The following is a 12,252-nucleotide window of genomic DNA, read 5'->3' as shown; positions in this document are numbered from 1 at the left end:
GGTTAATACTTCGCTAAGATTTGGGTCGCACCGGGATGGACCCTTGTCCCAAAAAGGAGCGAGCCGTTCCCGGGACAGCGGGAACGGCTCTTGGGCACCGGTCGGGGACGGGATGCGGGGACTGACCGGGCCGAAACCTGTGCCGGCTTTGCCGGCGGGCTGGCTTACCTGACGCTGCCGACCGCGACAGCGCGGCCGTCCTGAAGCTTCGACCAGCGGGCCGGGTCGCTTGCGGATTGGCGCTTCAGATAGGTGTATTCGGTGTCCGACCACAGCAGCACCTTGTTGCGCATGTTGTCGAGAATGAAGTCGCCGTGATCGGTGCGGACCGTCAGCACGGCATGACCTTCGCCGTTCGGCTGCAGCACGACGGTGATCAGCGTGTCGGATGGCGAGAAGCCGTCCTCGATCAGCATCTTGCGCTTCAGCAGGGCATAGTCCTCGCAATCGCCGACGGTTGTGGGATATGCCCAGCGTTCCTCGACACCGTAGATCTGTTCGTCCGTCTCCGGCTGGATCGACGAATTGACCGTGTAGTTGATTTTGAGAATTTCCTTCCAGCGATCCTCCGTGAGGACGGCCGGCCCGGCATCGCCGCCGGCATAGGTGCATTCCGCCGGATTGGCCTTGCAGAATTCATAGTGTCCGATCGGCGGGCTGGCATTGCCCGCCAGTGCCATGCTGGCGGGCGTTGCATGTCCCGAGCTCGCCATTGCCATCATGATCGCACTGGCCAGAAGGCCGCCTTTCAGGATGTTCGCAGTTGTCATTGCCGTCTCCCCTAAGTTGAGACGACAATGACATGGACGTTTTTATCCCACGCAAAATTACGCAATAGAATTAAATGCTTAGTTGAATCAAATGCCGATAAAACTTGGCTCGAATGCGAATAAAATTCAGCGCGTATTTGTGTCGAAATCGATTAAAATTGCAGTGGACGCGACAAGGACTTCGCCCAGGGAAAGCCTGCGTTGCCGTTGCGTCGTTAAGAGTTTTCGCTGAGCCGGATAAAAGCCGGCGCCGCCGCGGCGGGATGCTTGCGGTGGCGATGCCGGTGGAATCGGCCGGTTGGAACGGGCCGAAAGCAGAATATCGCTCGGATTCCGGGGTTCGGCATTAAAATTATTTTTGAGGAAAATCGCGAAATCGATCGGTGGCGGCGACGATTGCCGCACTCATATCGGGGTTTGCAGTGGAATGGGAAGCGTGCGGAAGGATTACGAGCTCGCTTTCCGGCCCGCCGTGCAGGACGAGCGCCGTCCGCCCCATCGGGTTGCCTTAGGCTTCCCAATAGATCAGGTTGCCGTCACCCGCATCGAGCAGGCCGTGATCATAGGGTTCGATTTCCGGGTAGAGGGCTGGCATCGGTGCACCTGCGGTCGAGGCGGACCTTATCCATCATGTTCATGACGAAGGGAAGATGGACGGCCGACGGAAATTCCTCGATGCAAGATCCTGCCTAATTTCGCGCGGCCGCTTCCGCCCGATCGGTGTCGCAGCTTGTTCCACTCATAATTCTACCTGATTTACTGGTTGGAACGACTTGCGACAGGATTTCGCGCCAGCCTTCCAAAGCCGGATCTGCCGCCGCTTGCAGATCGCTTGCCGTGGTGCTTCCTGCTTTCAATACGACTCGACCCGGTGCGCCCCGGACCTGGCACGCGCTTTCGAAGCAATCGGCCACGAATTGATCCGCCGCAGGGCATCGTGATTTTTAGGCTGTCAGAGGAATTCGCGCAGTGTCTCGCGGGACTGGATCGACAAGAATTCGATCGCCACGCCTTCGACGAAGTGACGCACGACGCGGCCGCGCATGTTACCGAGGCGCACCGCCGTTCCGATCGAGGGACGCATCTCGACATCGATGGCGGCGCCCGACAGCGACAGGTCCATGATGCGGCAGGTATAGCGCGTGCCATCCTCGAGCGTGAGTTCGGTCTTTGTATCACGCGGCGTCAGACGGTCGTGGCGACGATCTTCCGGCAGGCCGAGCTCGTGCTTGTTGGCAAGCCAGGTGAGCTGGGCAGCGAGCTTCTCGCGCTTGCGCTCGGTGGCATTGATCGACATGGTAAAGCCGCGGCCGTCGAGCGTCTGGACATAACCTTCGACGCGCCCGAGATGGTCGATGTAGGCGACGACGCGTTCGTTGGCGCGCGGCCGGCCGGTGCAGGTGACGTACATATCGCCGGGCGACATATCGATCACCATGCATTCGAATTCCTCGTAATTCGCAAGCATCAGCCGGCCCTGCATATTGATCGGCACGCGCTGAAAAACGCCTTGTTCAGGGCGCGGCGCAGGTCGTTGCGTCTGAGCTGGCTGGAACGAGTGCATCAAAGGGCTTCTTCATAAAAACTGGAGAGATTAATCCTTACCTCCAATCCATTAACAGAAGGTTGTTTCGCCTTATTGTGACATGGCCGAAAACGAGTGCGCGCCTTGTCCTGAAACGAGACGCTCAACGCGCCTCGGCACTCAGCAGCTGTGACACCATGCGGCGCATGGCCTGGCCGAATCCGATGCCTTTTGCCGCGACGACCTCGTTGATCGAGCGCAGTTCGGCTGGCGCGGCCTTGCTGAATTTTTCGGGCAGCAGACGGCTGCGGTCGAGCGCCAGGAATTCCAGCGGCACGATTTCCAGCCAGCTCGCAGCCGCCGTCGGTGCGATCGCGCCGAGCAGCCGGTCGCAGGCGCCATCCGGCGAGCGCAGCGGCATCATGATGATCTCGAAGGAGGCCTGATGACCGACGGTGCTGTAGCCGGTGGTGTTGAACAGGGCCGGCATGGCATGGTTCATGACGCCCATCGCCGTGCGTTCAATGTCCGCATGCTGGCCATGCGCCCAAAGCGACGAAAAACGTTCACCGCGCAGGTCGCGCCCGAAGAAATCGCAGATGCGGGTGCCTGCGAGCCGGAAAACGATGTCTCCGCCGTCGCGCGTCTCAAGGATGAAGAGACTTTGCAGAAGATGGGGAACGGCAGAGGGTTCGACCTGTGATTTCAGCGGCGCATCGGCAGCGCCGCGGATACGGTTCCAATAGTCAAAAATTTCGATGGTCGTTTGCACACGCATTTCACACCAACCTGTCCCATTCCGGAGCATTTTCGGGCAGTCATTGCCCGTACAGCTTCTACCTTGCGGATTTCATGCCAGATCCAGGCCGTTAAGGTTAAGAAAGGGTTTCGGTTGAGGCGCGACGTCTGTCGTGACAATGTCCAGCCATCGCTTCGACTTTCGGAGTTCAGCACGATCTGCCGATCCTGGGTCTTTTCAGGAATTCGGGTTACGCCGCCCGGCACTACGGGCGGCTTTTTTTTTGACAGGCGCTCCTGTATGGCTGAGGCCCTCAACGAGGCGATAAAGATGAACGAGCAGACGGGCGAGCCAGACAAGACGCCCGAACTTTCCGAGGCGCGGCCGCCGGCGCGGCCCCCCCGCGTGCCGGTCTTCAACCTTCCGCCGGCGCTGCTCTTCAGCCTTTGTCTGCTCATCCTTATCTATGCGGTGCAGGCGCTCGTTCTCTCGGACGATGCAGTGGGCTGGCTGCTGTTTACCTTCGGTTTCGTCCCCGCTCGCTACGTGATTCCGTTGTCGCAGCAGGGGCTGGAGCTGTTCTGGACGCCCGTTACCTATTCGCTGCTGCACGGCAGCACCCAGCATATCCTCTTCAATGCCTTCTGGCTGATGGCCTTCGGCGCGCCGGTCGTGCGCCGCATCGGCACGTTACGGTTCCTGTTCTTCTGGATCTTGTCCGCCGTCGCTTCCGCCGCCCTGCATGCGATCCTCAATTGGGGAGACGTATCGCTGCTGATCGGCGCATCGGGCGTCATTTCCGGGCTGATGGGGGCTGCCTGCCGATTCGCCTTTCCGGCCGATCGGCGACCGATGCCGGTGGCGCATCTCAACGCCCGGCTTTCCATCATCGACGCCCTGAAGAGCCGGACCGTCGTCATTTTCATGCTTCTCTGGCTGGTCGGCAACGCGCTCATCGCCGCCGGCATTCCGCTCGTGGGCGACAGCGACCAGGAGATCGCCTGGGACGCGCATATCGGCGGCTTCGTCTTCGGCTTCCTTTTGTTTTCGCTGTTTGACCGGGCGCCACGGCCGCCTGCAGAACCGGCGGGAACGGAGAAGGATATGTTGCAATCCTAAGCCGGGCAGTGCACCATCGAACGATCCGCGATTGGGGGGAGCAACCGCCGCGGATGCCTGTGACACACGTCACAGGCTCGACATAGGAGGTTCGAATGACCAGTTCAGTCAAAGCAATCCTCGACCTGAAGGGCAGGGACGTCATCACCGCCGGGCCGAACACCACTGTCGCCGAGGCGGCCGCCATTCTGAGCAAGAAGAAGATCGGCGCTATCGTCGTCGTCGGCATGGAGAACCGGATTTCGGGCATGTTCACCGAGCGCGATCTGGTGCATGCCATCGCCAAGCACGGCAAGGATGGCCTCGATCAGCCGCTCTCTCAGCTCATGACTTCAAAGGTCTACCGCTGCCACGAGGAGACGACCGTCAACGAGTTGATGGAACTGATGACCAGCCGCCGCTTCCGCCACGTGCCGGTGGAAAGCAACGGCAAGCTTGCCGGCATCATCTCGATCGGCGACGTGGTGAAATCCCGGATCGCCGAAGTTGAGCGCGAGGCCGAGGACATCAAGGCCTATATCGCCGGCTGAAGTTTCGGTTTTTTGAATGATGCCGTCGTCCCAGCCGCCGTCGCGGGACGACGCCTCACGGAGGGCTGGCGTAGACTTCCTGCATGCGCTTGATCTCGGGAAGCCTGGCTCTCGCTTCCTCATAGCCGCGTTCGATCGCCTCGCCTGCGCGGTGGAATTCCGAAAGGCCGATATAGCTCAGGCGTGGCTGCAGTGAAATATCGGGCGGATCGCCGGCAAGGCGGGCGCGGGCAATCCTGTCCTGGATGATGTTGAAAGCCTGCACCATGACTCCGGTCATGCCGAGGCGGGCATAGGGCGCCTCTTCCTGTTTCTGCAATTCCTGCTGCGAGAGGCTGGCATTGTGCCGGACGACCGCCGAGCGGCCGTAGAGATCGTAGTTGAGATTGACGGCGACCACCAGCGGCTGCTCATAGGCGCGGCAGACAGAGACGGGAACCGGATTGACGAGCGCGCCGTCGACCAGAGTGCGGTGATTGCTGCGGACCGGCTCGAAGATACCGGGCAGCGCATAGGAGGCACGCAGCGCCGTGATCAGCGAACCATTGGCGATCCAGACCTCGTGGCCGGTATTGACCTCGGCGGCGACCGCGACAAACGGCCGGTCCAGATCCTCGACGTTCAGGCCCTCGAGATGCTCCTGCATACGCTTGGTCAGCCGCATGCCGCCGAACAGGCCGCTGCCGCCGATCGTCAGATCGAGCAGACTGGCGATGCGGCGCATGGTCAGCGAGCGCGCGAAGCTTTCGAGTTCATCGAGCTTGCCGGCGAGATAACAGCCGCCGACCAGCGCGCCGATCGATGTCCCGGCGATCATGCCGATTTCGATTTTCGCTTCGTCGAGGGCGCGCAACACGCCGATATGGGCCCAGCCGCGGGCGGCGCCGCCGCCAAGCGCGAGTGCGATCTTGATTTTGTTGACAGGCGCGGGCGCAGGGATCGTCTCGAGTATCGTCGACATGCCGGAACCGGAGCCTTCGCCTTCAGCGCTTTGACGGTGCAGACTCCAATTCAGCATTGCGCTCTCCCCTCCAGCAGAACACGTATGTCACGATAGTGTGCCCGATCGGTTGCCAAAAGGTATATAGAACCGGTTTCTGGCACAATAAGGGGCAAATGCGGGGACGGTCAGTCTATTTTCCGTAGACGTCGTGCGGATCGAAATGACGCTCGTCGTCGACAATGTCGAGCATCGGCTTTCCGTCGCGCAGCGTCACCGTCCGATAGAAGCAGGAACGGCGGCCGGTGTGACAGGTGGCGTCATGGCCGGCGACCTCGACCTTCAACCAGATGGCGTCCTGGTCGCAATCGGTGCGAATTTCCTTCACCGTCTGAAGATTGCCCGAGGTCTCGCCCTTTTTCCAGATCTTGCCACGCGACCGGCTGAAATAATGGGCCGTGCCCGTCTGGATGGTCAGCGCCAGGGCCTGGGCGTTCATATGCGCCACCATCAGCAGTTCGCCATCGCCGGCGTCGGTGACGATCGCGGTGATCAGGCCGCGGTCGTCGAAACGCGGCGTGAAATCGCCGGCGTCTTCCAACGCCGACTTGTCCTCGGATGGTTGATTGAAGATCAGTTGACTCATTTCGGCCCTCCTGAGGGAGCCGGTATCAGCGGCTCCGCACCATGCTCATGAAACGGGCCTGATCGGCCGGTTCGGTCTTGAACGTTCCGGTAAACGTCGTGGTCAAGGTGGTCGAACCCTGCTTCTGAACGCCACGCATCGCCATGCACATATGTTCGGCCTCGATCAGTACGGCAACACCCCGCGGATTGAGCGTATCGTCGATGGCCCGGGCAATCTGGGCCGTCATCGTTTCCTGGGTCTGCAGGCGCCGGCCATAAATCTCGACGACACGAGCAATCTTCGACAGGCCGAGGACGCGGCCATCAGGCATGTAGGCGACGTGGGCCTTGCCGATGATCGGCACCATATGGTGTTCGCAATGCGAGTAGAACGGAATGTCCTTGACAAGGACCATGTCGTCGTAACCGGCGACTTCCTCGAAGGTTCGGCCAAGCACATCCTCCGGCGCCATGTCGTAACCGGCAAAAAGCTCGCGGTACGCTTTGGCGACACGGGCTGGCGTCTCGATGAGGCCTTCGCGCGTCGGATCGTCACCGGCCCAGCGCAACAGAACGCGAACGGCTTCCTCGGCCTCCTGCTGGGAAGGGCGGTCCGAGTCGCGGTTCGGCTGCGGAAAGTTCTTTACGATGGCGTCCATGATCAATGGTCTCCTGGCCCGCGTCGCGGACCCATCTGTCGGAATCGCCACTGGTCAGTCCCATGCGGGAATTCATGCACCTTTGGCAGGCTCCGGGGCTTTCAGGGCTAATTCAAGCGCCCATCCGGCACGGTTTCCCAATCAAACTTACACAAGGCCATTGCATTTTCATGGCCTTGGAACGACATACATATAGGAAGACGGCCATTATATGTAAGTATCCTCAGATGACACGGTGTGTTTTTTGTTTCAACGACAATGACAGCCCGATCTAGGCCGATCCGCAGCGATTTTGGAGCGGAAATCCAGCATGGACGACATCTACAACAGCAAAATCCTCGAATTCGCCGGCAATATTCCGTTGATCGGGACGCTTGATGATGCCGATGCGACCGCCCAGGCGCACTCCAGGCTTTGCGGCTCAAAGGTGCGGATCTGGCTGAAGATGGATGGCGATGTCGTGACCGGTTTTTCCCATGACGTGAAGGCCTGTGCGCTCGGCCAGGCCTCGTCCTCGATCATGGCCCGCCATGTTGTCGGCGCGACATCGGGCGAATTGCGGCAGGCGCGTCTGGACATGCTCGCCATGCTGAAGGCGGATGGGGCAGGGCCCGGCGGACGGTTCGAAGACATGCGTTATCTCCTGCCCGTGCGGGACTACAAGGCCCGCCATGCTTCGACGATGCTGACCTTCGACGCGGTCGTCGACGCGATCGGGCAGATCGAGGCGAAACAGGCGGAAGTTGTCGAGGCGTAACCGAGATGTGCGAGTTCTGCGTCCGGCAGGCTGACGATGAGGACGATGGCGGCGCGGCCGGATCGAGACGGCCGATCGAAAAATCCGCACGCTGCTCCCGCAATTATAGCGAGCCGTTCCGCAAGACCCCGGACCGCCTGCTCGGCATGGGGCTTATCCGTCTCTATCAGCTGACGCTTTCCGGCTTTGTCGGCAACTCCTGCCGCCATATCCCGACCTGTTCGGAATATGGTTACGAGTCGATCGCCCGTCACGGATTATGGGCTGGCGGCTGGATGACGCTGTTTCGCGTCGGCCGCTGCGGTCCGGGCGGCACCAGCGGCCTCGACCCGGTGCCTGAGACACTCGGCAACGATTTTCGCTGGTGGACCCCATGGCGCTATCTCGCCCTTGGACGCAAGAATGGGTGAACGCAGTGACGATGCTCGGCGAACATCATTGTGTTTCGGAGGTCAGGGCAGCGATGATGCGAGAGCCGCGGTCACTGTTCGGTGACTACGACTGCGAGGAGGAGAGCGAGTGGCCATGAGCATGTTTGTCGCCCTCCTGCACAGCATCGTGCTCTCGCCCGACCGCCGGGTGATCATGGAAGACTTGCGCGCGCTTGCCAGAGAACTCGGCTATCGCGAGCCGCGCACGCTGGTAGCAACGGGCAATCTGGTTTTCGAGGCCGACCAAATACGTCCGCATGAACTCGAGGTCGCGCTGGAAGAGGGTTTCGAAGAGAAGTTCGGCAAACATGTCGATATCATCGTGCGCAGCGACTGCACCTGGATGGCGCTCTGCGGCACCAATCCCTTCCGGGACGGCAGCGGAGACCAGGTGATCGTCCGGGTGATGCGCCTGCCGATCGATCCTGAGAAGGTGGAGGCGCTGAAACCGCTGATGGCGGAAGGGCAACGCCTCGCCGTCGTCGGCGGCGATCTCTGGATCGATTTCGCCGGCAAACCGAGCCAATCGAAACTGCTTTCGGCGCTGACGACCAAGCGCCTCGGCGTCGGAACCATGCGCAACTGGAACACCGTTTGCGGTCTTGCGCAGATGATCATGTGAGCCGGCTGCTTCTTTACTCCCGGGCGAAATCTGAGTATCAGGCGGCAGCGCATCGAACAAAGAGAAGCGCTGTCGTTGCAACCACCCGCATTCGTTGGCGGGACTGGACAAGGAGAATTTCGATGTCTGAAGTCATTTCCCTAACATTCCCTGATGGTTCCATGCGCAGCTTCCCGGCTGGCGCCACCGGCCGGGATGTCGCCGAATCCATTTCCAAGTCGCTCGCCAAGAGCGCCGTCGCCATTGCGATCGACGGCGGCGTGCGCGACCTTTCCGATGCCGTTACCGACGGCAAGATCGAGATCATTACCCGCAAGGACCCGCGCGCGCTGGAACTCATCCGCCATGACGCCGCGCACGTGATGGCCGAAGCCGTGCAGGAGCTTTGGCCCGGCACGCAGGTAACGATCGGTCCCGTCATCGAGAACGGCTTCTATTACGACTTTGCCAAGAACGAACCCTTCACGCCCGACGATCTGCCGAAGATCGAAAAGAAGATGAAGGAAATCATCGCCCGCAACGCGCCGTTCACCAAGCAGATCTGGTCGCGTGAAAAGGCCAAGGAAGTCTTCGCCGCCAAGGGCGAACAGTACAAGGTCGAGCTCGTCGATGCGATCCCGGAAGGGCAGGATCTGAAGATCTACAACCAGGGCGAATGGTTCGACCTTTGCCGCGGCCCGCATATGGCCTCCACCGGCCAGGTCGGCACCGCCTTCAAGCTGATGAAGGTCGCCGGCGCCTACTGGCGCGGCGACAGCAACAACGCCATGCTGTCTCGCATCTACGGCACGGCATGGGCAGACCAGGCCGATCTCGACAACTACCTGCATATGCTGGCCGAAGCCGAGAAGCGCGACCATCGCAAGCTCGGCCGCGAGATGGACCTCTTCCACTTCCAGGAGGAAGGCCCGGGCGTCGTCTTCTGGCATGGCAAGGGCTGGCGCATCTTCCAGACGCTCGTCGCCTATATGCGCCGCCGACTCGCTGTTGATTATGAAGAAGTCAACGCGCCGCAGGTGCTCGACACCTCGCTTTGGGAAACGTCGGGTCACTGGGGCTGGTATCAGGAGAACATGTTCGCCGTGAAATCGGCGCATGCGATGACGCATCCGGAAGACAAGGAGGCTGATAACCGCGTCTTTGCGCTGAAGCCGATGAACTGCCCCGGTCATGTGCAGATCTTCAAGCATGGCCTGAAGTCCTATCGCGAACTGCCGATCCGTCTGGCGGAATTCGGTCTCGTGCATCGCTACGAGCCTTCGGGCGCACTGCATGGCCTGATGCGGGTGCGCGGCTTCACGCAGGACGACGCGCACATCTTCTGCACGGACGAGCAGATGGCGGCCGAATGCCTGAAGATCAACGATCTCATCCTGTCGGTCTACGAAGACTTCGGCTTCAAGGAAATCGTCGTCAAGCTTTCCACCCGGCCGGAAAAGCGCGTCGGCTCCGATGCTCTCTGGGATCGCGCCGAAGCCGTCATGACCGATGTCCTGAAGACGATCGAGGCGCAGTCCGAGGGCCGCATCAAGACCGGCATCCTGCCGGGGGAGGGCGCCTTCTACGGGCCGAAGTTCGAATATACGCTGAAGGACGCGATCGGCCGCGAATGGCAGTGCGGCACGACGCAGGTCGACTTCAACCTGCCGGAACGCTTCGGCGCCTTCTACATCGACAGCAACTCCGAAAAGACGCAGCCAGTGATGATCCACCGCGCCATCTGCGGCTCGATGGAGCGGTTCCTCGGCATCCTCATCGAGAACTTCGCCGGTCACATGCCGCTCTGGGTATCGCCGCTGCAGGTGGTGGTCGCAACGATCACTTCCGAAGCTGACGCCTATGGGCTTGAAGTCGCCGAGGCGCTGCGCGATGCCGGCCTCAACGTCGAGACCGACTTCCGCAACGAGAAGATCAACTACAAGATCCGCGAGCACTCGGTCACCAAGGTTCCTGTCATCATCGTCTGCGGCAGGAAGGAGGCCGAGGAGCGCACGGTCAACATCCGCCGCCTCGGCAGCCAGGACCAGGTTTCGATGGAGCTTGACGCCGCCGTCGAGAGCCTCATGCTCGAGGCGACGCCGCCCGACGTCCGTCGCAAGGCCGAGGCAAAGAAAGTCAAGGCGGCCTGAAAATAGGGGGAATACGACAGCGCCGATTTCGGCGCTGTCGGAAATGTCTTTCGCGAGGGGCAGCCACTCGTGCGCCTCCCGTCTCCACTTCCAAATCTTCCTGCCAATGAATGAAATGCGCGCCTAGTCTAGCGGTATCGGCCGATGCGTAGATCCAAAATGGTAGCGTCGTTGCGCGTCTGATCAGACGCGCGGCGCTGCAGAACGCCGGCCGATCGGCTTGATCGCTGGTACGCCGCAGAAGCGTGCCCGGCAGAATCAATCCAGGCTGGCGCCGTCGCCGCCGCCCTGCGGCACGAGCTGTTCGTAGGAGGGCAGAGGCTCCTCCGGAGCCGGCTGGACACCCAGGGGCGGCGGCGTGCCGGCCGGCGCCTGCTGCACCGTGCGGGCCGCCGGGCTCTCGGGCTGTTGCGGCTGCTGGTCCTTCATCAGAACTTCGACATCGGTATTCCGGCCGGCAACCACTGTAAAATCGCGCTGATAGATTTTGTCCTTGTTGCGGGCGACGGCCGAGTATTCGCCTTCGGCAAGGACCATGGTCGGGAAGGCGCTGACGCTTTCGCCGACACTGTCGCCGGCTGCCGTCAGGATCGACCAGGCGGTGTCGGCGATCGCCTCGCCGCCGGCTTCGGAGACCAGCTTGAAGGTCATCTGGGCGGCGCGGTGCTGGATCGTTGCCTCGGTGAGCTTGCCGGCCTCGACCTGGATGTCCGCGCGGATGACGGCGTTGACGCTGCCATATTCGGAAACGATGTGATAGGTGCCGGCATTGAGGCGCACGACAGTGTTCGGCGAGACATCGGCCACCACGAGGCCGCGCTCACCGTCGTCGCGCACTTCCGAGGAATAGATCGAGAAACTCAACTGGTCGGGGCGGATGCGGGCATCGGTGCCGGAGACGGCGTTGAGCAGCAAGCCGCCGGCATCGAGGACCATCACCTGCTTGTCGACCTCGCCGTCAGCGGGCACGGTCAACTTCTTTGTGACGCCGGCGCGGCCGAAGGAGACATTGACGAAATAATCGCCCGGAGCGAGTTGGAAGGCAGCGGGTCCGCCCTTGGCGCTGGCGATCAGCGGCAGCTTGCCGTCGGTGCCAGCGATCGGGCTGAAGACATACCAGGAAAGCCCATCCTCGACAGGCGTACCGTCGGCCGTCAGCTTGGCTTCCATTTCGATGTCGCGCAGCTTGGCTCCTTCGGGCGCGGTGCCGGGCGCAATGAAGGCGTTGAGCTTCGGCATCTTCGATGTCGAATCGAGCTGTTTGAAGTCCTTGAAGGCATCCTGCGCACCGGCGCCGACGGGCATCAATACCATCAGCGCGATGGCGAGGCCGATGCGTGCAAGAGGCGAAATGCCAAACATCTGTTTCGTGAACCGATTGACTTCTGAAATCGCAAAGGCCAC

General features: G+C 61.2%; 13 protein-coding genes. 6 read left to right on the top strand and 7 right to left on the bottom strand.

Annotated elements, in window-relative coordinates; genetic code table 11:
- Nucleotides 1-164: 164 nt before the first annotated feature.
- The 3 genes from NL154_RS10060 to NL154_RS10050 form a co-directional block, all read right to left on the bottom strand.
- A complete protein-coding gene (locus NL154_RS10060; RefSeq protein WP_434733985.1) occupies nucleotides 165-770 on the bottom strand; it encodes a transglutaminase-like cysteine peptidase in 606 nt (201 codons plus the stop codon).
- A 952-nt stretch (nucleotides 771-1,722) separates the two neighbouring features.
- Nucleotides 1,723-2,334: a PilZ domain-containing protein gene (locus NL154_RS10055; RefSeq protein ID WP_210631233.1), complete on the bottom strand. Its 612-nt coding sequence runs from the start codon at nucleotides 2,332-2,334 to the stop codon at nucleotides 1,723-1,725.
- Nucleotides 2,335-2,458: 124 nt separating this feature from the next.
- Entirely contained in the window at nucleotides 2,459-3,103 is a 645-nt protein-coding gene (locus NL154_RS10050; RefSeq protein ID WP_210631234.1) for a PAS domain-containing protein, read from the bottom strand.
- Between the two features lie 261 nt (nucleotides 3,104-3,364).
- Between NL154_RS10050 and NL154_RS10045 the strand changes: the two genes are divergently transcribed.
- Nucleotides 3,365-4,153, top strand: coding sequence for a rhomboid family intramembrane serine protease (locus NL154_RS10045; RefSeq protein WP_210631623.1), 789 nt, complete (start codon nucleotides 3,365-3,367; stop codon nucleotides 4,151-4,153).
- A 95-nt stretch (nucleotides 4,154-4,248) separates the two neighbouring features.
- Nucleotides 4,249-4,683 carry a CBS domain-containing protein gene (locus NL154_RS10040; RefSeq protein ID WP_210631235.1) on the top strand — a complete coding sequence of 145 codons (435 nt, stop codon included), beginning with the start codon at nucleotides 4,249-4,251 and terminating at the stop codon, nucleotides 4,681-4,683.
- Between the two features lie 55 nt (nucleotides 4,684-4,738).
- Here NL154_RS10040 and NL154_RS10035 read toward each other — a convergent pair whose 3' ends face one another.
- From NL154_RS10035 to folE, 3 genes are all read right to left on the bottom strand, one after another.
- Nucleotides 4,739-5,701 carry a patatin-like phospholipase family protein gene (locus NL154_RS10035; RefSeq protein ID WP_210631236.1) on the bottom strand — a complete coding sequence of 321 codons (963 nt, stop codon included), beginning with the start codon at nucleotides 5,699-5,701 and terminating at the stop codon, nucleotides 4,739-4,741.
- Between the two features lie 115 nt (nucleotides 5,702-5,816).
- Nucleotides 5,817-6,269, bottom strand: coding sequence for a phosphoribosyl-AMP cyclohydrolase (hisI, locus tag NL154_RS10030; protein ID WP_221156432.1), 453 nt, complete (start codon nucleotides 6,267-6,269; stop codon nucleotides 5,817-5,819).
- 25 nt (nucleotides 6,270-6,294) lie between these two features.
- A complete protein-coding gene (gene folE, locus NL154_RS10025; RefSeq protein WP_064802729.1) occupies nucleotides 6,295-6,909 on the bottom strand; it encodes a GTP cyclohydrolase I FolE in 615 nt (204 codons plus the stop codon).
- A gap of 310 nt (nucleotides 6,910-7,219) precedes the next feature.
- On the opposite strand from folE, the gene NL154_RS10020 reads away from it, so the two are divergent.
- From NL154_RS10020 to thrS, 4 genes are all read left to right on the top strand, one after another.
- On the top strand, nucleotides 7,220-7,666 hold the full coding sequence (locus NL154_RS10020; protein WP_221156430.1) for an iron-sulfur cluster assembly scaffold protein: 447 nt from the start codon (nucleotides 7,220-7,222) through the stop codon (nucleotides 7,664-7,666).
- A gap of 5 nt (nucleotides 7,667-7,671) precedes the next feature.
- Nucleotides 7,672-8,076 (top strand): membrane protein insertion efficiency factor YidD, encoded by a 405-nt coding sequence (gene yidD / locus NL154_RS10015; protein ID WP_221156428.1) that lies wholly within the window; start codon nucleotides 7,672-7,674, stop codon nucleotides 8,074-8,076.
- A gap of 115 nt (nucleotides 8,077-8,191) precedes the next feature.
- A complete protein-coding gene (locus NL154_RS10010) occupies nucleotides 8,192-8,719 on the top strand; it encodes a DUF1697 domain-containing protein (RefSeq protein WP_434733984.1) in 528 nt (175 codons plus the stop codon).
- Nucleotides 8,720-8,841: 122 nt separating this feature from the next.
- The gene (thrS, locus tag NL154_RS10005) at nucleotides 8,842-10,848 is read left to right on the top strand and encodes a threonine--tRNA ligase (RefSeq protein ID WP_221147718.1); all 2,007 of its coding nucleotides are present in this window, start codon (nucleotides 8,842-8,844) and stop codon (nucleotides 10,846-10,848) included.
- 258 nt (nucleotides 10,849-11,106) lie between these two features.
- Here the strand turns inward: thrS and NL154_RS10000 are convergent, their stop codons facing one another.
- Nucleotides 11,107-12,210 (bottom strand): hypothetical protein, encoded by a 1,104-nt coding sequence (locus tag NL154_RS10000; protein ID WP_434733983.1) that lies wholly within the window; start codon nucleotides 12,208-12,210, stop codon nucleotides 11,107-11,109.
- Nucleotides 12,211-12,252 lie beyond the last annotated feature (42 nt).

It is taken from the genome of Rhizobium sp. YTUHZ044 (assembly GCF_051123975.1).
Taxonomy (GTDB): Bacteria; Pseudomonadota; Alphaproteobacteria; order Rhizobiales; family Rhizobiaceae; genus Rhizobium.
Note: the sequence above shows the minus strand (reverse complement) of the source record. Positions and strands in the feature narration are given on the sequence as shown.

Bases quoted from the DNA above. Each gene is read 5' to 3' on its own strand.
- NL154_RS10020 (WP_221156430.1), top strand. From the start codon at position 7,220: ATGGACGACATCTACAACAGCAAAATCCTCGAATTCGCCGGCAATATT.
- NL154_RS10050 (WP_210631234.1), bottom strand. From the start codon at position 3,103: ATGCTCCGGAATGGGACAGGTTGGTGTGAAATGCGTGTGCAAACGACC.
- NL154_RS10060 (WP_434733985.1), bottom strand. From the start codon at position 770: ATGACAACTGCGAACATCCTGAAAGGCGGCCTTCTGGCCAGTGCGATC.
- yidD (WP_221156428.1), top strand. From the start codon at position 7,672: ATGTGCGAGTTCTGCGTCCGGCAGGCTGACGATGAGGACGATGGCGGC.
- NL154_RS10010 (WP_434733984.1), top strand. From the start codon at position 8,192: ATGAGCATGTTTGTCGCCCTCCTGCACAGCATCGTGCTCTCGCCCGAC.
- NL154_RS10045 (WP_210631623.1), top strand. From the start codon at position 3,365: ATGAACGAGCAGACGGGCGAGCCAGACAAGACGCCCGAACTTTCCGAG.
- thrS (WP_221147718.1), top strand. From the start codon at position 8,842: ATGTCTGAAGTCATTTCCCTAACATTCCCTGATGGTTCCATGCGCAGC.
- hisI (WP_221156432.1), bottom strand. From the start codon at position 6,269: ATGAGTCAACTGATCTTCAATCAACCATCCGAGGACAAGTCGGCGTTG.
- NL154_RS10000 (WP_434733983.1), bottom strand. From the start codon at position 12,210: ATGTTTGGCATTTCGCCTCTTGCACGCATCGGCCTCGCCATCGCGCTG.
- folE (WP_064802729.1), bottom strand. From the start codon at position 6,909: ATGGACGCCATCGTAAAGAACTTTCCGCAGCCGAACCGCGACTCGGAC.
- NL154_RS10035 (WP_210631236.1), bottom strand. From the start codon at position 5,701: ATGCTGAATTGGAGTCTGCACCGTCAAAGCGCTGAAGGCGAAGGCTCC.
- NL154_RS10040 (WP_210631235.1), top strand. From the start codon at position 4,249: ATGACCAGTTCAGTCAAAGCAATCCTCGACCTGAAGGGCAGGGACGTC.
- NL154_RS10055 (WP_210631233.1), bottom strand. From the start codon at position 2,334: ATGCACTCGTTCCAGCCAGCTCAGACGCAACGACCTGCGCCGCGCCCT.